This is a genomic window from Vibrio barjaei (assembly GCF_001639065.2).
Taxonomy (GTDB): Bacteria; Pseudomonadota; Gammaproteobacteria; order Enterobacterales; family Vibrionaceae; genus Vibrio; species Vibrio barjaei.
Genome location: NZ_LQXO02000009.1, coordinates 268,889 through 290,048 on the forward strand (window position 1 = coordinate 268,889; position 21,160 = coordinate 290,048).

The following is a 21,160-nucleotide window of genomic DNA, read 5'->3' on the forward strand; positions in this document are numbered from 1 at the left end:
ACTTTGAGGAGTGAATTAGTCTTCTAGCTCAGCTAAGCACATTTCTTCATAAAGTTGCTTAGTCCAGTTAGATACACGCTCGTCAGTTAGTTCTGGTTGGCGATCTTCGTCGATACATAAACCAACGAATTGTGACTCATCGCCTTCAACAAGTGCTTTAGAAGCTTCAAATTCGTAACCTTCAGTTGGTGTGTAACCAATGATAGTGCCGCCTTTTGCTTCAACGATGTCACGTACTGTACCCATAGCATCACAGAAGTACTCTGCGTAGTCTTCTTGGTCACCACAGCCAAAGATAGCAACAAGCTTAGTTGAGAAGTCAATGCCTTCTAGCTCAGGGAAGAAATCATCCCAATCTGCTTGAGCTTCGCCGTAATACCAAGTTGGGATACCTAAAAGCAGTAGATCGAAGTTGTCGATATCTTCTTTGCTGCTTTTTGCAATGTCTTGAACGTGAACGAGCTGTTTACCCAATTGTTTTTGGATCATCTTTGCAATAGCTTCTGTGTTGCCAGTATCGCTACCAAAGAATAGACCTACACTTGCCATAGATTCAGTACCTTTTCATTGTCTGTGTTGGATTAAGGAACCGGAACGTTAGCCGAGTCCTGTGCCTTCCCAGCTGAGCTGAATAATGCCTTTTGCGACAAAACCTGCACACCCTAAGAACAGCACAAGCCATACAATACGTCGACCAAAAACAGGAACATTACCTTGTTTGAGGACATCTTTGATTGCCATACCGATCAGAAAGAAGATCGCTGCAAACAGTAGATCCAAACCAATAGATTCCAGTTTGTTTATGTAGTCGTAAAGCATGGTATTCCTTTATGCCAATATGCTTGCGCGGAACTATACCACTGTTGTTCGATAAAGTTAATGCGTGCTCGTAGCCGAGTAATGGTTTGAGGTCAAATTTAGATAAATTTGCGTATAGCTCTTAGTACTTCTGCCGGTTTTTCTGCATGAAGCCAATGCCCAGTATTGGCAATGACATGCGCTTTGGCATTTGAAAATTGAGCTTGTATCAAAGGCTGATGTTCGGTCATGAGGTAATCTGACTCTCCGCCTTTAATAAATAAAATCGGAACATTACTTTTCCCAATTGGTTGCCAGCTCAAGATAGCTAAGTAGTTACGCTTCAAACTCTCAACATTAAAACGCCAAGCAAGGTAGTCATCGTGTTTATACAAAGATTTACCAAGAAATTGGCGAACCCCTTCCATTTCGATGTGTTGACTCATCAGCGCCATAGCATCGGCGCGCGAGGTTGGCTTATTGGCAATCACCGCGTCTAGTCCAGACAAAACATTGTCATGTCTGCGCACAGTGTATTCGACTGGAGACATGTCCATCACGATCAGTTTTGAAAGTGGGTAGTCAAAATCACACAAACGCATAGCAACTTTGCCACCCATTGAATGACCGATGACGATTGGTTCGGTGATATCTAATGATTCAAGCAGTTGCACCACATCTTGAGCCATCAAGGTGTAGTTATGTTCATCGCTATGGAAAGAACGACCATGGTTACGTAGGTCGATACTGACGACATCAAAGTCTTGTTTTAGGTCTCTAGCCAAAACACCGAGGTTGTTCAAGTCTCCGAACAGACCGTGGATGAGGACGACAGGTAAGCCTTGACCTTCTCTTTTATAGTTCAATAAAGCTGACATTTTTCTGTTATTCGTGATGTGTTTAACGTAGAGGTTCATCGCGGAACTCGTTATAATCACCCAGAGTTTAAACATAGAGACTGTGAAAAGCGAATGAAAACAATTGAGGTTGATGAGGATCTATACCGTTATATTGCAAGCCAGACCCACCACATTGGCGAAAGTGCTTCAGATATCTTACGACGTTTATTAAAGGTAGATGCAGCCGAAACGGAACAGAAACCAGCTGCCGCTAAAACTATCGTCGTTAGTAAAGAGATCCCTCAGATAGAGGCGGTAGATTCAGTAAAAGAAATGCGCTCGCTGCTGATTTCTGATGAGTTTGCTGGACTGAAAAAAGCTATCGATAGATTTATGTTGGTACTATCAACTCTGCATCGCTTAAATCCGGAAGGCTTCTCTGAAGCTTCACAAGTTAAAGGTCGCAAACGCGTTTATTTCGCAAATAATGAAGCGGCTTTGCTAGAAAGCGGCAATACGACAAAGCCGAAAGCAATTCCCAATACCCCTTTCTGGGTTATCACTAACACCAATACCAGTCGTAAAAGGCAAATGGTGGAGCAGGTGATGACCATGATGGATTATCCCGCCGAGCTCATCGAAAAAGTGACGGCATCCATCTAAGATTTCGATTCAAACCTCATAATGTTCACATTGAAACGAGTATTATGAGGTTTTTTTTATATTTAAGCTTAATTTTGAAAGGACGTCTGTTATGGCTATACACCCACGCGCGGGCCAAAAGGCTCAGCAAGAAGACCTGCATAATATTCCTGCGCTCGTTGCTAATTACTTTTTAATTCAACCTGAAGCCGGCAACCAAGCACAAAGTGTGCAATTTGGTACTTCTGGTCACCGCGGTTGTGCTGACAAAGCAACCTTCAATGAAAATCACATTTTAGCGATAGCGCAAGCTGTTGCTGAAGTTCGTGCAGAAAAGGGCACTACAGGACCACTTTTCGTTGGTAAAGATACTCACGCATTGTCAGAGCCTGCATTCTCAACGGTTGTTGAAGTGCTTGTGGCGAACGGCGTTACTGTGATTGCTCAAGAGAACAATGGCTACACCCCAACACCGGGTATTTCCCACGCGATTCTTACTTATAACTTAGCAAACGCAGATAAAGCGGATGGCATTGTTATCACACCATCGCATAACCCACCACAAGATGGTGGCATCAAATACAATCCAACGCATGGCGGTCCAGCAGAAGCAGAGCTTACGCAGGCTATTGAGGATCGTGCTAATGAAATTATTGCTAATGAAATGAAAGACGTAAAACGTCTTCCTATTGCAGTAGCAAAATCTCAAGCTTTATTCCAAGAACGTGACCTTGTTAAGCCGTACATCGATGACTTGGTGAACGTTATTGATATGGAAGCGATTCAGAATTCAAACCTGAAAATCGGCGTTGATCCATTAGGTGGTTCTGGTATCGATTATTGGCGTCAAATTGCCAGCGCTTACAATTTGGATCTGACGTTAGTCAGCGAAGCGGTAGACCCATCATTCCAGTTTATGTCTTTAGATAAAGACGGCGTGGTTCGCATGGACTGTTCATCACCTTATGCGATGGCGGGATTACTGGCGCTTAAAGATGACTACGATTTAGCATTTGGTAATGATCCAGATTATGACCGTCACGGTATTGTTACGCCAAAAGGTCTAATGAACCCGAATCACTATCTGGCCGTTTGTATAGACTATCTGTACCGTCATCGTAACCAGTGGCGTGACGACGTGGCAGTAGGTAAGACGCTAGTATCGAGTGCACTAATTGACCGTGTGGTTGCCGACCTTGGCCGCACACTTTGTGAAGTGCCAGTGGGCTTTAAATGGTTTGTAGATGGTCTGTATAACGGCGAGTTCGGCTTTGGTGGTGAAGAAAGTGCTGGTGCATCCTTCTTACGTAAAGACGGAACACCATGGTCAACGGACAAAGATGGCATCATTCTTTGCTTGCTAGCGGCTGAAATTACCGCAGTAACGGGTAAGAACCCACAAGAGTACTACGAAGAACTGGCAGCGAAGCACGGTGAATCTAAGTACAACCGTATTCAAGCTGTTGCCAATACCGAGCAAAAGAATGTACTGAAGAAACTGTCTCCAGAAATGGTAGCGGCAGAAACATTAGCAGGTGATGCAATCACAGCTCGTTTGACGCACGCGCCAGGGAACGGTGCTGCAATCGGTGGTCTGAAAGTGACGACAGAAAACGGCTGGTTTGCGGCTCGTCCGTCAGGTACAGAGGACATCTATAAGATTTATTGTGAAAGCTTCAAAGGTGAAGAGCATTTGAAACTGATCGAGGCAGAAGCGCAAGAAATCGTCAATCAGGTGTTTGCCGCGGCAGGTCTGTAATCTTAATCTGACAGATTAACGATTAGTTCTACTATTAATAATATTGTAATAAGCGGTCGCAAATTGCGGCCGTTTTTTTATGCAATAGTTTCGAATAAAACGCAGATAAAAAAACACCGCCATTTAGGCGGTGTAAGAAAATTTGACAGACAGGTCAAAAATACAGGAAGTACACACATCGACTAGGGGATAACTAGCCAAAGTGTGGTGGTAGAATCTACCTAACTCGAAAATCGAGATTGCAAACACAACATCGCAAGCGCAAGTCAATTGATTCTACAGAGAATCAAGCCGTTCAGACTCGCGTTTGCGGGATGAAATATAGAATTTCTCTGGCTGTTCGGCAATGGACAATTTATAATGTTTCAGATTAAAAAAACTAATGCTTTAGAGAGTCGCTATGTCTAGACGTTTGCCTCCACTTAACTCGCTAAAAGTTTTCGAAGCTGCAGCGCGCCATTTGAGTTTTACTCGCGCAGCCGAAGAACTGTTTGTGACCCAAGCTGCGGTCAGTCATCAGATTAAAGCCCTTGAAGAATTCTTGGGATTAAAACTGTTTCGTCGCCGTAATCGTTCATTATTACTTACCGAAGAAGGGCAAGGGTATTTTCTTGATATCAAAGATATATTTACCTCTTTAGCCGAAGCGACAGATAAGGTGTTAGAGCGAAGCGAAAAAGGTGCGTTGACCATCAGCTTACCGCCGAGCTTTGCGATTCAGTGGTTGGTTCCTAGGCTTGCTGACTTTAATGAGCAAGAACCTGACATTGATGTGCGCATAAAGGCGGTGGACATGGATGAGGGTTCGCTAACGGATGACGTTGACGTAGCGATTTACTACGGTCGCGGCAATTGGCCTGGTTTACGTGCTGATAAGCTCTATCAGGAGTTTTTGGTGCCACTCTGCTCTCCAGCACTGTTACTTGGCAATAAGCCTTTAGATGCGCTATCCGATTTGTCAAAACACACCTTATTGCATGATACCTCTCGTAAAGACTGGAAGCAGTTTGCGAAACAAAACGAGATTGATGGCGTAAATGTGAATCATGGCCCGATATTCAGTCACTCGACTATGGTGCTGCAAGCTGCGGCACATGGGCAAGGGATTGCTTTAGGGAATAACGTATTAGCCCAACCCGAGCTTGATGCTGGGCGATTGATTGCTCCGTTTGATGAAGTGCTGGTCACCAAGAATGCGTTTTACGTCGTGTGCCATGATAAACAAGCAGATATGGGACGTATCGCGACCTTTAGAGATTGGATGTTAGCTAAGGCACAGAGTGAGCAAGAGGAACTTCTGGATGAATAATGTTGTGTTTGATGGCCCAGAAAATGGACCACTGTTCTTATTTGCTCACGGTGCGGGCGCTGGAATGGACCATGAGTTCATGCAAGATGTCACCACGCGTTTGGCCGAAAAAGGGGTTCGCGTTGCTCGTTTCAATTTTCCTTATATGGAAAAACGTGCAATAGATGGCAAAAAACGCCCACCTGATCGTGCGCCTAAACTGTTAGAGGCGATGACTGCAGTCATAGAGGAAGTTGCTGATGGTCAGCCGATAGTGATTGGTGGTAAGTCGATGGGAGGACGCATGGCATCCATGCTATCTGAACATCCCATGGTTCAATCCATTGCTTGTCTAGGTTTCCCATTCCATCCTCCTGGTAAACCAGAGAATTATAAAGGCGCACATTTAGCGACGATCGATAAACCGATTCTTATTATCCAAGGAGAGCGAGATACGTTTGGGAAATTTGAAGAATTCGAACAGTTCGAGTTTTCAGACCAAGTCTCAACCAGCTTTATCCCCGATGGTGATCATAGCTTTAAGCCTCGCAAGTCTTCGGGGTTCACGGAAGCCCAAAATAGACAGTTAGCCGTAGATCGTCTCGCGTTGTTTATCAAAGGGATCTCTGATGTCTAGCCGCTTTCTTGTCATAGTCGCTTCCATCTCAGGGCTGTTGAGTGTTGCGCTTGGGGCGTTTGCTGCCCACGGTTTGAAAAAGATACTGTCGCCTTATCTTATTGGCGTTTTCGAAACGGGCGTGACTTATCAGTTTATTCATACTTTAGCTATCCTACTGTGTGCTTTGTTGGCAACGATCGTTAGCAACCCTAATTCTCGAAAGGCATTTCATCGTGCTGCAATTTGCTTTATTATCGGCATCCTTTTCTTTAGCGGTAGTCTATACGCCTTAGCGCTAACAGGGGTGAAGTGGTTTGGACCTATCACTCCAATGGGCGGCGTGATGTTCATGGTAGGTTGGGTATTTCTCGCCTACGCTGGATATCAGATGACTGACGAAACAACCAAAGATGGAGTCAATCAGTGAAACAAGTAATGCTTTATTGCCGCTCTGGATTCGAGAAAGAGTGTGCAGGTGAGATTCAAGACAAAGCGAATGCCATTGAAGTATTCGGCTTCCCTAGAGTGAAGAATAACTCTGGCTATGTGATATTTGAATGTTACCAAGCAGGCGATGCAGATAGATTGATTCGTGAGATCGATTTCCAATCACTGATTTTTGCTCGTCAAATGTTTGCCATCGCGAGTGAACTAGAGTCACTCCCAGCAGAAGACCGTATTACGCCGCTACTTGAATCATTGGAGTACATTGAGCAATTTCCTCGCTGTGGGGATTTACGTATTGAAACTCCTGATACCAATGAAGCAAAAGAGCTTCTTAAGTTCTGTCGTAAGTTCACGGTGCCGGTTCGCCAAGCGATGCGTGGTAAAGGTTATCTGTTCAATAAAGAGCATAGTAAGAAGCCAGTGCTGCATATTTGCTTTATTCGTTCAGGACACTGCTTTGTTGGTTACTCCTATCCAGAAAATAGCTCAGCGTTTTTCATGGGTATCCCTCGTCTTAAGTTCCCGGCGGATGCGCCAAGTCGCTCAACATTAAAGCTTGAGGAAGCATTCCATGTCTTTATCCCTAAAGAAGAGTGGGATACTCGATTAGCATCAGGCATGTGGGGCGTTGATTTAGGTGCTTGTCCAGGCGGTTGGACGTATCAATTAGTGCGTCGTTCGATGTTTGTTCATGCTATCGATAATGGCATGATGGCAGACAGCTTAATGAATACTGGTCAAGTTAAGCATCATCAAGTCGATGGTTTTAAGTTTGAGCCACCACGTAAAAACGTTACTTGGTTGGTGTGTGATATGGTTGAGAAACCAGCTCGTGTTGCTCATCTGATGGGCGAATGGCTGATTCGTGGTTGGGCGAAAGAGACTATCTTTAACCTGAAGTTGCCAATGAAAGGTCGCTATGACGAAGTTCTTCAGGATATTGAAAACCTTAAAGTATTCTTAATCGAGAACAAGGTGAAGTTTAAGCTTCAAGCTAAGCACTTGTATCACGACCGTGAAGAAATCACAGTGCACATCCAAGTGCTATCCAACATCTCGCCTCATTAAAGCGTATTGGGGGCTTAAGACTGAGCGCTTGAGCCCTCGAATCTGATATCTTGTAAATTAAAGCCTAACTCAATGTCGGTTTTGAGTGCGGCAACCTGCTTACACTTTCTCGCCATTTCAATATGCTCATCTAACTTCTTACGGTATTTAGCTGCGAGGTCCTCTGAGGCATAAGCCGACTCGATATCGTCGAACTGATTAAGGATTTCCTTGGCCGCTTTAGGTCCTACCCCGGCAACCCCGGGTACTTGTGATGAGCTGATTCCGGTTAACCCCCAGTAGTCGGCAAGTTGCTCCGGTTTGACCCCAAATTCTTGCTCAACAAATGGTGCGTCTAGCCAACGGTGTTGGAAATAATCGCGAATTTGTAATGTTGGCGAAAGTATCTGGCAATAGCCTTTATCGGTAGAAATAATGGTGACTTTCTCGTTGTGACTGGCTACTTTTACCGCCAAGGTCGCGACCAAGTCATCAGCTTCATCACCTTCAGAAAGCAAGGAATCGATGCCTAATTGCCACCAAGCATCTTGTATTTTTTCCAAACCATTGAATAAAGGCTCAGGCATGGGTTTACGGTTTTGCTTGTATTCAGGAAGGATGTCAGCGCGCCAACCTCGATCCTGTTCATGATGGTCAAACACGGCAATGATATGCGTGGGTTTGGACTCGTCTAAAATGCGATGTAAGGTTCTCGACGTGGTTTGAATGGCTCTGTCGATATCTGTTGGGTCGGGTTGAACCGCATGTACTCGGCGGATGAGGTTGAGTGCATCGATGATAACGAGATGAATTGACATAAATTTAAGGCCACTTGAGAACGTGGCCTTATTGTAAATAATCTTTAGTTGAGTTTCAGTGTTTTATTCGCCGTTGGCGATTCGATAACATGGAACATACTCAGATCCCGGTAACTTCATACGTTGTTGGGCCACGAAATCACTTAACAATCGGTCCATTTTCTTCATTAATGATTTATCACCGTCAATGATAAATGGTCCATGTTTCTCTATCTCTTTGATGCCTTCAGCTTTAACGTTACCAGCCACGATGCCGGAAAACGCTTGGCGCAGGGCAGCTGCTAGGTTTTCAGGTCTTTGGTTAAGGTGTAAATCTAACCCTGCCATATTTTCATGAGTAGGGTCGAACGGAAGTTGGAACTCAGGTTCAATATGCAGTGACCAGTTGTAGCTGTATGCATCACCCGTTTTTTTACGATGTTCTTTTACCGTTGGCATCGCCTGCTTCATGATTTGTGCAGCTTTCTCTGGATTATCAATAATGATCTGATAATACTTCGTCGCTTCTTCGCCAAGGGTCGAACGGACAAATTCGTCAATGGAGCGGAAGTAGGCTTCGCTCTCTTTGGGACCCGTCAGGACGATTGGCATTGGCTGGTCGGCATTATTCGGATGCATCATGATACCAAGGATATATAGCAGTTCTTCTGCTGTCCCTGGACCACCTGGGAAAATAATAATGCCGTGGGCAATTCGAACAAACGCCTCCAAGCGCTTTTCAATGTCAGGCATGATGACCAGTTCATTGACGATTGGGTTTGGTGGCTCGGCGGCAATAATTGATGGCTCGGTTAAACCAAGATAACGCTGCTCAGTATAACGCTGTTTGGCGTGACCAATCGCAGCTCCTTTCATTGGGCCTTCCATCGCGCCTGGACCACAACCAGTGCAGATATTAAGTTCTCGTAGGCCAAGTTCGTTACCGACCTCTCGAGTGTACTGGTATTCTGTTGGGTTTATGGAGTGTCCGCCCCAACAGACAATCAAATTAGGCTCGATCCCCGGAATCAATGTGCCCGCATTACGTAAGATACCAAACACTAAGTTAGTGATATGGGTAGAGTTGGTCAGGTTAAGTCGCTGACTATCGGCCAAGTGCATGTTGACGTATACGATGTCACGTAACACTGAGAAGAGGTGTTCTTGGATACCTTTGATAATATGGCCATCCACGAATGCATGTTCTGGTGGATTGGCGAGTTCAAGTTTGATGCCGCGCTCACGGCGCATGACATTAACATCAAAAGTCTGATATTTGTCGAGCAGCTCTTTTGAGTTGTCGGTGTGGCTGCCGGAATTGAGTACTGCTAAGGTACAGTTGCGATACAGTTGATAAAGGTCACTAGATGCGGTTTTTTTAAGACGCTCTACTTCTAGCTGAGACAGCAGGTCCATACTCCCTGCTGGGCTAATATGCGTGATCATAAGCATTTCCTTTTCTAGAACCGAAAGCGATTAGTGTCTCGCTACTGTTTGTATTTGTTGGTTGAAAGCTTAAGAGTCAAATATCAAGCAGTGAATCAATCGCCTTAGTTATTCGTGTAGTTATAGTTATTTGTGTTGCTAAAGTTACTCGCGCTGTGCAGTCGGTCGCGTAGTTTTAGTTATTGGCTGTGGACTTAGATCCAGCAATAGCTACGGTTAAGTACACAGATAACTATTAGATTAGCAAATGTGACACAAGTTTCTATAACTATTTGAAAAATAAAAGAGGACTAGGGCTTCCAAGCCAATTGGTTAGGACCAAGTTTTTGAGTGTGGGCGATTGTCTTATGCAAACGCTCAAGCACTTCATCTGGGGTGTCATTGTGACTAAAGGCCGTGCTTGCCGCTGATAGAGTAATAGTGATCAGTTGGTCACGGAATTTGAATGGTAAGTTGCTGATTTTAGTTTGTATTTCTCTAACTTTAGCTTGGCAGTGAGCTTCATTTTGCTCAGGCATAATCAATACAAACTCTTCGCCAGAGAAGCGAGCAACGGTATCAGTCTTTGAAACTGTACTTGAAATGGTTTTAGCGATGATTTTAAGAGCCTTGTCTCCAGCGCTATAGCCAAAGTTGTGGTTTATGCTCTTAAACTTATCGATATCAAAGATAATAACCCAAAGTGGATGCTGATTCTTAAGCCAGCGACGATATTCGATCTCAAGTTTATCCAGCAAAGCGGTACGATTGTAGACCTTAGTAAGAGGGTCTAACAGCATACGTTTGGATTGATCCTCTAGGCGGCGTCGATAGTCTTGAGTGACATCGTAGAGTGACTCAAGCTGGTTATTGCTATGTGTCATTCTTTCTAACAAGGCTTGTTCACGAGCTTCGGCATGTTGTAGACGCTCGGTTAGGGAAGCAAGCTGAGCAAACAATGGGTTCATGGTTCGCTTAGCATCCTCTAAGTCTTGTAAGTTGGCGATACTATTTTGTCCCGTAGCCACTAAATCACTGAGCTCTTTACTCATGATTTGTCGCTGCTCAAAGTAGATTTGATTCTGATCGAGGTTTTGAGCATTGCTTTTTAGTGAGGACGAAAGCGAAGTATTCACTCGCTCTAAAAATTGCTCTGAGTTGCGGCGCTCATATTTGGTGGCATCAATAACCAAACGTAGCACTTGTAAGGTCAGCTCGAGCAGGTTATTGCCGGAGGCGTTAGTAAGTAACTTAGAGCGAATTTCAAACAGTTGCTCCCCAGGCTCACCGTCAAAATCAAGTTCTGTAATCAGGTTCTGAAGCTCGTCACCTAAGGTTAACAGTAAGGCGGAATCCGCACTGATTTCTGGTTCTTTGGAGGCTAAGGCAGAGTTTGAGGTAATAATCTTGATGGCACGTTCATAAATCGCCAGTAGCTTCACCGCGTTATCGGTAAGTTTTAGCGAGTTGTTGTCGTTATAAGCAAGAATAGAGCGCAGGTCACGCTTGATTTGTGCAGGTAGACCGGCAACGCGCTGTAGCGTTTCGCCACTGCGCCGAGTCTGCTCTTCCAGTGAGCTTTGTTGTTTTTCCATGGCAACTGCCTTTTGACCGATCAGGCGCTCCAAAATAGCAAACTTTGGCACCAAACTGCTGATGTCTTTGTTATGCTCTAACTCATGGCGTAATTCAATCAGTTTGTCATCAATTCGCGAGTGTGAACCAATATGGGCGTGACTTAAGGTACCAATAAAGCGTTTTAGAATGGTTTGCTCACGACGAGATTTCAGCGATGCATCTCGTTGAGCAACGCGTAATTGCTCCAACTGCATTCTAAGCTGATGGAGATTCTCCATTGTCTCGCTATCCTGTGAGCCCATAAATCCTATAAAAACAAACTAGTTGTCAAACTTATTGATGTATTGATTGATAATATCAAAAAACATCACAACGTCACGTAATCTTGTGTTCAAGTGCCGTATTTTTACTCACTAGTCAGTATTTTTTTGAACCCGTCCTCATTCTGAGAGGATGAGTGCACTTTTATTAGTCCTTGTTTTATAGCGGTTCGACATGCTTGTCGGATATCTTCAGTCGCTAAGCTTGCGGCAGGCGCATTATCTATCGCCTTCAAATAGACCCAATGACTTTTACTTTCTTTCATACTGACATCACGTGCCATATGTGTGGCGATGAGTAAGATGTCAAGCAGCTCTTTATCATTGATGGCGGTGTAGGCTCGTGGCAAGAATGGATAGTTGGCCATGCCGACACGAACGATACGATTGATGTTTCGATTTGGCTCAAATTCGTCCACCCAACTTTGAATTTCTTCGAATAAACTCTCTGCGGTTCGCGGCTTAATACTAGGTTCAATGTAGAGTAAGTTAGCGTCTGAGAAATGATAAATACGAGCAGGGCTTTCTATCTTGCCGCGGATAAATTCACCAAATGCTCGTTCTAGTTCGAGACCCGATTTATAGCCGTTTTGCAGGTACATGTTTCTTAGAAATGGTACATCGATCATGACAAAACGAAGACGATCGCTTAAAGGCTCGTTAATAAGCTCACCAACCTGCCACTGTTCAAAATAGCTTTGGGTACGCTGCAACGAACTTGGTAAGTTAGCGTTCAATAAACGTAGGTTTGGCAAACCGGAGCGAGCATGGGTAAATAGCGTGTCATTAAGCTCTTTTAGCTCGGTTTTGTTACGTCGATAAACATAGAACAATCTCAGCCCCATTAGTGCCATGACAGAGAGGGCACAGAACAGACCAAAAGCGACTTTCTGGAATTTTTTCTGTTGTAGTAGAGCATCTTTGAGCTCTTGTTTTTGCGTCTCGTAGTGTAGACCCTGTTCAACAAACTGCTTTTGCTGCCTAAAGGCATCTTCACTTATTTGATTAAGCTGATCTTGCTGGTAAATGCGCAGCGAATTAGCTTTCTTAATTTCATCGAGTGCTTGTTGGTAGTGACCTTGCTGTTCATGGCCTAACGCTAACAACTGGTATGCTTGCTGTTCTAGCGACGTTTGATTCAGGGATTTACTCAGCTCAAGTGCCTTAGTGGCATGTTCAATGACTTTGTCATTTTCTTGCTGGTGATAAGCCAGCCCTGCGTATAAGAGAGATGCACGCGCCTTAAGCGCCGGGTAATCGGCATAACTTAATAAGTTTTCTGCTCGAGTAAGATACTGCTCGGCAAGCGGATAGTTGTAGAGTTGCAAATACGTGGATGCCAAACTAATTCGAATATCGATGACTTTTTCGATATTTTTATCGGTTGCTTGGTGGTCGATAACATTAAAGTAATGCACTAAAGCCAAATTGTATTTCCCCTGAAGGAAATAAATGTCCCCCATGAGCTTTAACACATCCGCGAGGATGGGTGACTCAGGGTAATTGCCATAAAAATCGGCGGCTTGTGACAAGTGTTCAAGCGCTTTATCCAGTACCTGACGCTGCATAAATAACTGCGCTAGCAGTTGGTTAATATGCGCTAGTTGATCGCTACTGTTCAGTTCGATTGCAGTCCAATAAGCGAGCAAGAGCTCAGATAGCGCTTCATTATAGCGTCGGTAGCGCAGGAAGTGGGTGCCATAAGCAGTATGATATTCAACTTCCCATTTCGAAAGTTTGTCTTGAGGGACGAATTCATTCGCCTTTTGGTACATATGATTAGCGAGATCGTATTCATTTTCCGCCGAAGCAATCTCTGCTTGTAAGATTTTGATGCGGTAACTGGTGCGGTTAGCAATGCTTTGGCCTTTACGAATCGCCTCAAGGTCTTTTTCTATTGCCTTGAGCGCATCCAACGCTTTTGCCCCTTCGCTGTCTGTCAGCCACAATAAACGTGTCTTGAGAATACGTACATCCAGCTCTAAAAATAGCAAGTGATATTGCTTGGTCATCGACTCGGCTTTATCCAAGCCTTGCAAGGCTTCGCGGACTCGCCCCAAGTTAAACTGAGCTTGAGAAGCGATGATTAACGCATTTACCGAACTTAAGGGTGTTCGAATGCGTTGGTCGGTATCGTCACGAGATAGGTTTGGGAGACGATCATCATTGGGCTCTGCAAAACTGCGGTTTGTCAGGTAATCAGTCGCGATTTCTAGTGCTTTGCTGGGCTCAATTTCAACCAACTTATCCGCCTCAACCAAGAGGGGAGAAGTAAAAGACGACGTTGCATTCGCCACACTACTGAGGAGCGCTGCAAAAATCCCTAATACAACCCAAAATTTAGAGCCCATGAAAGTGTCCATTTCCTGAAGTTTAAAGGTTACTGTCTTGCCATACGAGCATTGTGCTCAGGTGCTTGATATTGATTAGAACGGTATGGGTTGATGTCTAAACCACCACGACGAGTATATCTTGCATACACAGTTAACTTAGTTGGATTACAGTATTGCATCAAATCAGTGAAAATACGCTCAACACACTGCTCGTGGAACTCATTGTGCTCGCGGAAAGACACTAAGTAACGCAGTAACGCTTCTCTATTTATTTTTGCACCTTGATATTGTATTTCCACGCTGCCCCAATCTGGCTGATTAGTAATCAAGCAGTTCGATTTTAGCAGGTGGCTATGAAGCGCTTCTTCAACGATTTCATCATCCGCAGCGTCTTTAAGAAGCTCTGCATCAAATTCGTAGTTGTCGATGGTAATATCTTGGTCATCAATACATTCGCCTGCCATACCTACAATGTTGGTATTTTCGAAATCCGCGACGGGGATCAGTTTGACACTGACCGTTTCGCCTGCGCAGTTAGACAGATCAGCTGCAATTGTGGACTGCACTTGCTCCCAAGTTGCAAATCGGGTTTGATTGTAGCTATTCAAATACAGTTTGAATGACTTCGACTCGATAAGGTTTGCACTGGTAGCTGGAATGGACACTTCACCGACCGCGACTTGAGGTAAGCCTTTAGTATTGAGCCATGAGATTTCATACAGCGTCCAAATATCACACCCTTGGAATGGCAGAGTTTCCCCTAGTTCGAGGTCATCACGATTTAAGCTTCTCGGTACTGGTTGCAGTAAATTGGCATCGTAGTGATTGGCGTACTCGGTTTTTTGGCCGAGGGTGAGACCTGAAAGCTCTTTAGCGTTGGAATATTTGCTCATAATTGTGTGATATTTCGATTAGAATAAGCTGAATTTTACGAGATCCCTGAATAGCTGTCATCCTTTGTCGTGGTAAAACGCGTTGCAAGCGAAGGATAACTGGAGAGAATATGAATCAAAGTGTACAACAAGCTTTGGAGGCGTTTTCAAAACGCTATCAACAAGCATGGCAAGAAAAACATCAAACACTTCCTGCTAATGAAGAATTGCATGGATTAGTTTCCCCATGTATTGATAGCAAAGACGAGCAACAGGTTTATTGGACACATTGTCTTCGCGATGCTCCTGAGACGCTCGAAAACATCGAGCAAGGGATTGAATTGAGCCTTCATGAGGACATTAAAGGTTTTTACGGTCATCAATACAGTGCTGATATGGAGGCAACTTGGCAGGGTAACGAACTGACCTTACTGCAAGTTTGGAGTGACGATGACTTTACTCGCCTGCAAGAAAATATCTTGGGCCACTTGGTGACACAAAGAAGGTTGAAGCTTAAGCCTACGGTATTTATCGCTGCGACCGATGCCGATATGGACGTGATTTCAATCTGCAATATCACCGGAAATGTCATTCTTGAACGCTTGGGTACCGACAGAAGAGATATAATTGCTGAAGATATCGTCACTTTCCTCGATGGATTGGAGCCTAACGTTTAATTATGTATGTTGTTGAGCTTCATTTTGAGTGTTTTGATAACACCACTATCAGCGCAGTAGAAAAAGGCATTAACGGCCTGATGGATGCGCTGCGATATAACGGCCAGGTATTAGGGCGTGAATTTCCCATTGTGATGGGAGAAGGAGAGTTTTTTGTTCGGGCTGTGTGTCCTGAGCAAGAAAGCCTACATCCCAAACATCACTCTGATTTTGTGAAAGTCTGCCTTAAACGTTTATCAGATGCCTGCCTGCTCGCACCTAAAGTAAGATTGTTGGGGCGTGATATTAACTCAGAGCAAGCGGCAGAAGATGAAGTGCCAAGTTGGCAAGTGCTTTATACCACCTATGTGCATACCTGTTCTCCACTTCGCAGTGGTGAGACCTTATTGCCTATTCCGCTGTATCGAAACCCTCCTACTTTAAATGGAGACCATAAGTCGGTCATTAAATGGCAAACCGAATGGCAAGCTTGCGATGAGATTCAGATGTCAGGGGGATGTAAAGCGGAGCATGCCGCACTGCGAGAACTATCGGACATTGGCAGTGATATTTTCCGTCGTGGTTGGGATATTCGTGGCCGCATTGAGTACATTACACAAATTCCAACCTATTATTACCTCTACAAAGTTGGTGGTAAGGATCTAGCAGAAGAGAAAGCTCGCAAATGCCCTAAATGTGGCGGTGAGTGGCTACTTGATGAGCCTTTGCATGACATTTTCTACTTCAAATGCGATACCTGCCGAATAGTGTCGAATATTTCTTGGGATCATCTGAAGTAGAACGTTTGAACGCAGGGGTTTAGAACGTAAAAAAGGTTGAAGCGAGATGCTTCAACCTTTTTTGTATCCGAGTTAAAAGCGAGTCATTACCAGCCTTTAACAACACCACCTTGGAAGATATCAGAAGCGGCGTTGTAGACCTCGTCAGTTTGGTATGCTTTAACGAAGTTTTGTACATTTTCAGCGTTTACATTGTCTTCACGAGCCACGATAAGGTTTACATATGGAGACTCTTTATCTTCAACAAATACACCGTCTTTTTGAGGTGTTAGGTTGATAGAGCTAGCGTACGTTGTGTTAATGACTGATAGCGCAACATCGTCGAGTGAACGTGGAAGTTGAGCAGCATCAAGCTCAACGATAGTGATGTTTTTCGGATTGCTCTCAATGTCACGAACGGTAGCCAGTAGACCGACGCCATCACGTAGCGTGATCAGACCTTGTTGTTCAAGAAGCAGTAGAGAACGACCTAGGTTTGTTGGATCGTTTGGTACTGCAATGCGAGCACCATCTTGGATTTCATCCACAGACTTCACTTGCTTAGAGTAACCAGCGATAGGGTAGACAAATGTGTTGCCTGCAACAGTCAGTTTATAGTTGCGGTCAGCAACTTGTTGATCCAAATATGGTTTATGTTGGAACGCGTTGATATCAATAGAGCCATCATCTAACGCAGCGTTTGGCGTCACGTAATCTGTGAAGGTAACCAATTCAACATCAAGGTTGTATTTTTCTTTTGCTACTTTCGCGGCTACTTCTGCTACCTGTGCTTCTGCACCGGCCATAACACCAACTTTGATTTTGCTAGTATCGGCTTCTTTCTCACCACAACCGGCTAGAACGAGTGCAGACGCTGCTGCTGCGATTGCGAGTAAATTCTTAACGTTGAATTTCATGACTCTCTCCTTGTTATAAATCTAAAACTTCAATTATCTGTGGTCGACTCGGCGCACAATAGCGTCGCCAATAGACTGAATAATTTGTACTAACACGATGAGCATGACGACAGTAACTGCCATGATAACTACATCATATCGGTGGAATCCGTAACGTATCGCGACATCACCAAGACCACCGCCACCCACTGTGCCAGCCATTGCTGAGTAGCTTACAAGTGTCACTAATGTGATTGTCACTGAATTGACAATAGTCGGTAATGCTTCAGGAAGCAGCACTTTAGTAATAATTTGATAAGGGGTAGCACCCATTGACTGCGCCGCTTCCACTAAGCCCGTTGGAACTTCAAGCAAGGCGCCTTCAATTAAACGAGCGACAAATGGAATAGCCCCTACTGTTAATGGCACGATGGCTGCTGTTGTACCAATAAAGGTACCAATGAGCATTTTGGTCACAGGAATGATGGCGACCATTAACACTAAGAATGGTACGGAACGACCTATGTTTACTATGGCACCTAGCACACTATTTAGGCGTGGATTTTCCAGCAAACCACCTTTCTTCGTTGTATGGAGAATCACCCCTAGTGGAATACCCACAGCGAAGCCAACAATGCCAGCAACAGCGACCATGTAGAGCGTTTCCCATGTCGCGCCGAGCAGTAGATTACTATTAAGTGATAGCCATTCAGAGACAGTATTAAAGGACATAGCCAAGTACCTCTACTTTTACGTTGTGGTCACGAAGGTATTGGATTGCAGCATTATCATCGCTTTCATTACCGAATAGCTCTGCGACCATCATGCCAAATTTAACCCCACCGGCATAATCAAGATCTGAGCTGAGAATGCTCACATCGATGTTGTATTTGCGTGCAATTTGCGTCATTAGCGGAGCGTCAACGGTTGCTCCAGTGAACTCAAGACGTACCAGTGGGTAACTACCTTCAACTCGTTTGGTTTGCAAGCGAGCTTGATAATCTTCCGGAATAGAAAGGTCGAGTGTGGAGCGAATAAATTCGTGCGCGAGCTCGGTTTTAGGGTGGGCGAAGATTTCGCCCACAGTACCTTTCTCTACAAGGCGACCATCACCAATAATTGCGACTTCATGGCAGATGCTTTTTACTACATCCATTTCATGAGTAATAAGTAATATAGTGATTTTAAGTTTACGGTTAATTTCTTTGAGCAGTTCAAGAATGGACTGAGTTGTCGCTGGGTCTAGTGCGCTCGTCGCTTCATCACATAGGAGAACTTTAGGGTCAGAGGCCAGAGCTCGAGCAATGGCGACGCGCTGCTTTTGTCCGCCACTTAGGTTAGCTGGATAGGTGTCACGCTTGTCGGCAAGACCCACTAATTTAAGCAGCTCAGAGACTTTGTTTTCAATATCAGAGCTCGCTTTACCTGCAAGTTCAAGTGGTAACGCGACGTTCTCAAATACGGTGCGAGATGAAAGCAGATTAAAGTGCTGAAAGATCATGCCTATATTGCGGCGCGCTTCGCTGAGCTCTGACTTGGACAGTTTAGTCAGGTCAATACCATCAACAATGACGGCTCCAGACGTTGGGGCCTCTAGCATGTTAACGCAACGAATGAGGGTACTTTTCCCCGCACCGGATGAGCCAATCACACCAAAGATGGTGCCTTCAGCAATATGAAGGTTAATATCAGACAAAGCGTTGATTTCCTTTGTCCCTTGATAAAACACTTTGTTTACCTGATTAATTTCGATCATCTAAGCAACCTAAACCCAATGAGTAGCATAAAAGTTTGAACTACATCTCAATTGATAGAAGATGCTATGGGTTTCACCGATTTGTGTCAATAGATATTTTTACGTCTAGACGTCTAAACGGCATTTTCATAGTGATGTGGATATAAAAGCATGTAATAATTCATGTCATTAGCACTTATCTAGAGCAAGAGAGTAACCTGTGGCAAAACCAGCTGTGTTTTTAGACCGTGATGGCGTAATCAATATCGACCATGGCTATGTAAGCGATGAACATGACTTCGAATATGTTGAAGGTGTGTTTGAAGCGACTAAGAAGTTACAAGATATGGGCTACATGCTCGTGCTAGTAACGAACCAGTCTGGGATCGCTCGTGGGATGTTCTCAGAAGACCGCTTTTTGTCTCTAACTCAATGGATGGACTGGAACTTCTCAGATAATGGCGTCGAATTTGACGGTTTTTACTACTGCCCTCATCATCCAGAGCACGGTGTTGGTGACTACAAACAAGATTGTGACTGTCGTAAGCCAAAGCCAGGGATGTTCATTTCGGCAAGAGATTTTCTCAAGATAGATATGGCGAAATCCGTTATGGTGGGTGACAAAGCAGAAGATATGATGGCGGCTGAAGCGGCTGGTGTGGGTACTAAGATTTTAGTTCGTACAGGTAAGCCTGTTACTGAACGCGGTGAGTCCATTGCGACTGCGGTTCTTGATAGTATCTGCGACGTACCTGCGTATCTTTCTAAATAGACACAAACTGAATGGGTGTTAGCCTTAAAAAGGAGAAATGATGCTTTCAATTGCAAAAAAGACGTTGTTACCCGTTTTATTGGTGAGTGGATTGGCGGCATGCAGTAGTGGCGGACAAACGGAATCCACAGCTGGTAACTATCATGTGCTCCAATATGAGTGTGATAGTCAAAATTTCCAGGTCACTCAACTTTCCAGTGAACAAATCTTATTGCTGATAGGGAAGACGGAATATCCGTTGCATCGAGTCCCCTCAGCATCCGGCGTGCGCTATGCCTTGGATGGCGAGTCGCAAGCCGATTCTAATATTGAGTTGTTCAGTAAAGGCCGAGAAGGCATGCTGACAATGAATGGTGTCACTGATAAGTCCTGCCGTATGACCACACGTAGTATTCCGAAAGGCTAATGACTAAAAAACTGACCATACTTGATATCGCGAAACTATCGGGAGTCGGCAAATCGACCGTCTCCCGAGTGTTGACCAATGACCCCAAAGTTAAGCCTGAGACTCGCGAAAAGGTAGAGCGAGTGATCGCGGAACATGGTTATGTTCCGTCAAAATCGGCTCAGTCTATGCGAGGTGGTGGAACTCAGAACGTGATTGGTGTGATCATTTCTCGACTGGATTCCCCATCTGAAAACAAAGCCGTCAGCAGCATGCTTAATGTACTTTATGCGGCAGGCTATGATGTGGTGATTATGGAAAGCCAGTTCGATCCGGTGAAAACCAATGAGCATCTTAACGTATTGCGAAAGCGAAATGTGGATGGGGTGATAGTGTTTGGTTTTACCGATTTGGATCTGGATGCCGTGGCAGATTGGGACGAAAAAGTAGTTGTGATTGCTATGGATACCGATCGAGTGTCGTCGATTAATTACGACAATGCCGGTCTGATCCACGCGGTTCTCAATAAGCTTAAAGAGCAAGGCGTGAGTGATCTGGCGTTTATTGGTGTAGACCCTGAAGATAAAACTACAGGCTTGGCTCGTTTAAACGCTTATCAAGTCTGGTGTGAAGAGCAGCAATTGCCGACTCGGTTTCGTACCGGAGCACTTCATCATGAGAGTGCATACTCATTAGTGGATGATGTGGTGAGTGACTCTCTGCAAGCCATTGTCTGCGCGAGCGATACTCTAGCACTGGGCACCATTAAACGCTTACAAGAGTTAGGAAGAGAGGACATTATTGTCACGGGTATTGGTGGTAATGAATTACTGTCATTTTTGTTCCCAAATATCTACAGTATTGATCCTGGCTATCATCAAGCAGGTGAAAAAGCAGCTAACCTATTGATTAAACAATTGAAAGGCGAAAAACTCGTCTCTCATCTCACACAAGAAGCTGTGTAAAAACGGCTTCTTACTCTGTCTTCTCATCCTTTTCTGTTGATGCATTTCTCTACAATTATTGTGATCACTCTCAATTAATGGGAATGTTCCCATTTACGTTTTTTTCTCGTGTGTCACACTGCATTTAGATTTTTGGGAATGTTCCCATTGACGCATTGCGGTATTATTAATACAACGAGACACATGGACGTTTGTTATCCAACGTCTC

At 44.4% G+C, this 21,160-nt stretch carries 22 protein-coding genes; 11 read left to right on the forward strand and 11 right to left on the reverse strand.

What is annotated here, in order from left to right; translation table 11 throughout:
- Positions 1–15: 15 nt before the first annotated feature.
- The 3 genes from fldA to AWH66_RS05765 all read right to left on the reverse strand — a co-directional run bounded on the left by fldA (position 16) and on the right by AWH66_RS05765 (position 1,676).
- Positions 16–549: a flavodoxin FldA gene (fldA, locus tag AWH66_RS05755; protein ID WP_006075773.1), complete on the reverse strand. Its 534-nt coding sequence runs from the start codon at positions 547–549 to the stop codon at positions 16–18.
- Positions 550–597: 48 nt separating this feature from the next.
- A complete protein-coding gene (locus AWH66_RS05760) occupies positions 598–819 on the reverse strand; it encodes a DUF2788 domain-containing protein (RefSeq protein WP_006075772.1) in 222 nt (73 codons plus the stop codon).
- Positions 820–917: 98 nt separating this feature from the next.
- The gene (locus tag AWH66_RS05765; RefSeq protein WP_063606143.1) at positions 918–1,676 is read right to left on the reverse strand and encodes an alpha/beta fold hydrolase; all 759 of its coding nucleotides are present in this window, start codon (positions 1,674–1,676) and stop codon (positions 918–920) included.
- Between the two features lie 93 nt (positions 1,677–1,769).
- Here AWH66_RS05765 and seqA point away from each other — a divergent pair, with 93 nt between their 5' ends.
- The 6 genes from seqA (at position 1,770) to rlmM (ending at position 7,460) form a co-directional block, all read left to right on the forward strand.
- Positions 1,770–2,300: a replication initiation negative regulator SeqA gene (seqA, locus tag AWH66_RS05770; protein ID WP_063606052.1), complete on the forward strand. Its 531-nt coding sequence runs from the start codon at positions 1,770–1,772 to the stop codon at positions 2,298–2,300.
- Positions 2,301–2,391: 91 nt separating this feature from the next.
- Positions 2,392–4,038 (forward strand): phosphoglucomutase (alpha-D-glucose-1,6-bisphosphate-dependent), encoded by a 1,647-nt coding sequence (gene pgm / locus AWH66_RS05775; RefSeq protein WP_063606053.1) that lies wholly within the window; start codon positions 2,392–2,394, stop codon positions 4,036–4,038.
- Between the two features lie 400 nt (positions 4,039–4,438).
- Positions 4,439–5,347 (forward strand): transcriptional regulator GcvA, encoded by a 909-nt coding sequence (locus AWH66_RS05780; protein ID WP_038225434.1) that lies wholly within the window; start codon positions 4,439–4,441, stop codon positions 5,345–5,347.
- On the forward strand, positions 5,340–5,963 hold the full coding sequence (locus AWH66_RS05785; protein ID WP_063606054.1) for an alpha/beta family hydrolase: 624 nt from the start codon (positions 5,340–5,342) through the stop codon (positions 5,961–5,963). The genes AWH66_RS05780 and AWH66_RS05785 overlap by 8 nt, the downstream gene beginning before the upstream one ends.
- Positions 5,956–6,372: a DUF423 domain-containing protein gene (locus AWH66_RS05790; RefSeq protein WP_031493794.1), complete on the forward strand. Its 417-nt coding sequence runs from the start codon at positions 5,956–5,958 to the stop codon at positions 6,370–6,372. Before AWH66_RS05785 ends, AWH66_RS05790 begins: the two co-directional genes overlap by 8 nt.
- Complete coding sequence (rlmM, locus tag AWH66_RS05795; RefSeq protein WP_063606055.1) at positions 6,369–7,460, forward strand: 23S rRNA (cytidine(2498)-2'-O)-methyltransferase RlmM; 1,092 nt, start codon at positions 6,369–6,371, stop codon at positions 7,458–7,460. Before AWH66_RS05790 ends, rlmM begins: the two co-directional genes overlap by 4 nt.
- Positions 7,461–7,474: 14 nt before the next feature.
- Here rlmM and xni read toward each other — a convergent pair whose 3' ends face one another.
- The 5 genes from xni to queF all read right to left on the reverse strand — a co-directional run bounded on the left by xni (position 7,475) and on the right by queF (position 14,785).
- On the reverse strand, positions 7,475–8,257 hold the full coding sequence (gene xni / locus AWH66_RS05800) for a flap endonuclease Xni (RefSeq protein WP_063606056.1): 783 nt from the start codon (positions 8,255–8,257) through the stop codon (positions 7,475–7,477).
- Positions 8,258–8,320: 63 nt separating this feature from the next.
- Entirely contained in the window at positions 8,321–9,682 is a 1,362-nt protein-coding gene (ppnN, locus tag AWH66_RS05805; RefSeq protein WP_063606057.1) for a nucleotide 5'-monophosphate nucleosidase PpnN, read from the reverse strand.
- A 290-nt stretch (positions 9,683–9,972) separates the two neighbouring features.
- On the reverse strand, positions 9,973–11,541 hold the full coding sequence (locus tag AWH66_RS05810; RefSeq protein ID WP_063606058.1) for a GGDEF domain-containing protein: 1,569 nt from the start codon (positions 11,539–11,541) through the stop codon (positions 9,973–9,975).
- Positions 11,542–11,645: 104 nt separating this feature from the next.
- Positions 11,646–13,910, reverse strand: coding sequence for a tetratricopeptide repeat protein (locus tag AWH66_RS05815; RefSeq protein WP_063606059.1), 2,265 nt, complete (start codon positions 13,908–13,910; stop codon positions 11,646–11,648).
- A gap of 29 nt (positions 13,911–13,939) precedes the next feature.
- On the reverse strand, positions 13,940–14,785 hold the full coding sequence (gene queF, locus AWH66_RS05820) for an NADPH-dependent 7-cyano-7-deazaguanine reductase QueF (RefSeq protein WP_063606060.1): 846 nt from the start codon (positions 14,783–14,785) through the stop codon (positions 13,940–13,942).
- A 110-nt stretch (positions 14,786–14,895) separates the two neighbouring features.
- Between queF and syd the strand changes: the two genes are divergently transcribed.
- Positions 14,896–15,441: a SecY-interacting protein gene (syd, locus tag AWH66_RS05825; RefSeq protein WP_063606061.1), complete on the forward strand. Its 546-nt coding sequence runs from the start codon at positions 14,896–14,898 to the stop codon at positions 15,439–15,441.
- A 2-nt stretch (positions 15,442–15,443) separates the two neighbouring features.
- Positions 15,444–16,220, forward strand: coding sequence for a Zn-ribbon-containing protein (locus AWH66_RS05830; protein ID WP_063606062.1), 777 nt, complete (start codon positions 15,444–15,446; stop codon positions 16,218–16,220).
- 86 nt (positions 16,221–16,306) lie between these two features.
- On the opposite strand, the gene AWH66_RS05835 is transcribed toward AWH66_RS05830, so the two are convergent.
- The 3 genes from AWH66_RS05835 to metN are packed head-to-tail and all read right to left on the reverse strand — an operon-like array spanning position 16,307 to position 18,851.
- Positions 16,307–17,116, reverse strand: a complete 810-nt coding sequence (locus tag AWH66_RS05835) for a MetQ/NlpA family lipoprotein (RefSeq protein ID WP_062456951.1) — start codon at positions 17,114–17,116, stop codon at positions 16,307–16,309.
- Between the two features lie 33 nt (positions 17,117–17,149).
- Positions 17,150–17,827, reverse strand: a complete 678-nt coding sequence (locus AWH66_RS05840; protein WP_063606063.1) for a methionine ABC transporter permease — start codon at positions 17,825–17,827, stop codon at positions 17,150–17,152.
- Positions 17,817–18,851 (reverse strand): methionine ABC transporter ATP-binding protein MetN, encoded by a 1,035-nt coding sequence (metN, locus tag AWH66_RS05845; protein WP_063606064.1) that lies wholly within the window; start codon positions 18,849–18,851, stop codon positions 17,817–17,819. The genes AWH66_RS05840 and metN overlap by 11 nt, the downstream gene beginning before the upstream one ends.
- A 199-nt stretch (positions 18,852–19,050) precedes the next feature.
- On the opposite strand from metN, the gene gmhB reads away from it, so the two are divergent.
- The 3 genes from gmhB to treR are packed head-to-tail and all read left to right on the forward strand — an operon-like array spanning position 19,051 to position 20,952.
- Positions 19,051–19,602, forward strand: a complete 552-nt coding sequence (gmhB, locus tag AWH66_RS05850) for a D-glycero-beta-D-manno-heptose 1,7-bisphosphate 7-phosphatase (protein WP_063606065.1) — start codon at positions 19,051–19,053, stop codon at positions 19,600–19,602.
- 37 nt (positions 19,603–19,639) lie between these two features.
- On the forward strand, positions 19,640–20,008 hold the full coding sequence (locus tag AWH66_RS05855; protein ID WP_083399958.1) for an MliC family protein: 369 nt from the start codon (positions 19,640–19,642) through the stop codon (positions 20,006–20,008).
- Entirely contained in the window at positions 20,008–20,952 is a 945-nt protein-coding gene (treR, locus tag AWH66_RS05860) for a trehalose operon repressor TreR (RefSeq protein WP_063606067.1), read from the forward strand. Before AWH66_RS05855 ends, treR begins: the two co-directional genes overlap by 1 nt.
- Positions 20,953–21,160: the final 208 nt, after the last annotated feature.

What these genes read in the sequence shown, in the direction of transcription:
- fldA (WP_006075773.1), bottom strand. Translation starts at nt 549, where the DNA reads ATGGCAAGTGTAGGTCTATTCTTTGGTAGCGATACTGGCAACACAGAA.
- AWH66_RS05760 (WP_006075772.1), bottom strand. Translation starts at nt 819, where the DNA reads ATGCTTTACGACTACATAAACAAACTGGAATCTATTGGTTTGGATCTA.
- AWH66_RS05765 (WP_063606143.1), bottom strand. Translation starts at nt 1,676, where the DNA reads ATGTCAGCTTTATTGAACTATAAAAGAGAAGGTCAAGGCTTACCTGTC.
- seqA (WP_063606052.1), top strand. Translation starts at nt 1,770, where the DNA reads ATGAAAACAATTGAGGTTGATGAGGATCTATACCGTTATATTGCAAGC.
- pgm (WP_063606053.1), top strand. Translation starts at nt 2,392, where the DNA reads ATGGCTATACACCCACGCGCGGGCCAAAAGGCTCAGCAAGAAGACCTG.
- AWH66_RS05780 (WP_038225434.1), top strand. Translation starts at nt 4,439, where the DNA reads ATGTCTAGACGTTTGCCTCCACTTAACTCGCTAAAAGTTTTCGAAGCT.
- AWH66_RS05785 (WP_063606054.1), top strand. Translation starts at nt 5,340, where the DNA reads ATGAATAATGTTGTGTTTGATGGCCCAGAAAATGGACCACTGTTCTTA.
- AWH66_RS05790 (WP_031493794.1), top strand. Translation starts at nt 5,956, where the DNA reads ATGTCTAGCCGCTTTCTTGTCATAGTCGCTTCCATCTCAGGGCTGTTG.
- xni (WP_063606056.1), bottom strand. Translation starts at nt 8,257, where the DNA reads ATGTCAATTCATCTCGTTATCATCGATGCACTCAACCTCATCCGCCGA.
- ppnN (WP_063606057.1), bottom strand. Translation starts at nt 9,682, where the DNA reads ATGATCACGCATATTAGCCCAGCAGGGAGTATGGACCTGCTGTCTCAG.
- AWH66_RS05810 (WP_063606058.1), bottom strand. Translation starts at nt 11,541, where the DNA reads ATGGGCTCACAGGATAGCGAGACAATGGAGAATCTCCATCAGCTTAGA.
- AWH66_RS05815 (WP_063606059.1), bottom strand. Translation starts at nt 13,910, where the DNA reads ATGGGCTCTAAATTTTGGGTTGTATTAGGGATTTTTGCAGCGCTCCTC.
- queF (WP_063606060.1), bottom strand. Translation starts at nt 14,785, where the DNA reads ATGAGCAAATATTCCAACGCTAAAGAGCTTTCAGGTCTCACCCTCGGC.
- syd (WP_063606061.1), top strand. Translation starts at nt 14,896, where the DNA reads ATGAATCAAAGTGTACAACAAGCTTTGGAGGCGTTTTCAAAACGCTAT.
- AWH66_RS05830 (WP_063606062.1), top strand. Translation starts at nt 15,444, where the DNA reads ATGTATGTTGTTGAGCTTCATTTTGAGTGTTTTGATAACACCACTATC.
- AWH66_RS05835 (WP_062456951.1), bottom strand. Translation starts at nt 17,116, where the DNA reads ATGAAATTCAACGTTAAGAATTTACTCGCAATCGCAGCAGCAGCGTCT.
- AWH66_RS05840 (WP_063606063.1), bottom strand. Translation starts at nt 17,827, where the DNA reads ATGTCCTTTAATACTGTCTCTGAATGGCTATCACTTAATAGTAATCTA.
- metN (WP_063606064.1), bottom strand. Translation starts at nt 18,851, where the DNA reads ATGATCGAAATTAATCAGGTAAACAAAGTGTTTTATCAAGGGACAAAG.
- AWH66_RS05855 (WP_083399958.1), top strand. Translation starts at nt 19,640, where the DNA reads ATGATGCTTTCAATTGCAAAAAAGACGTTGTTACCCGTTTTATTGGTG.
- treR (WP_063606067.1), top strand. Translation starts at nt 20,008, where the DNA reads ATGACTAAAAAACTGACCATACTTGATATCGCGAAACTATCGGGAGTC.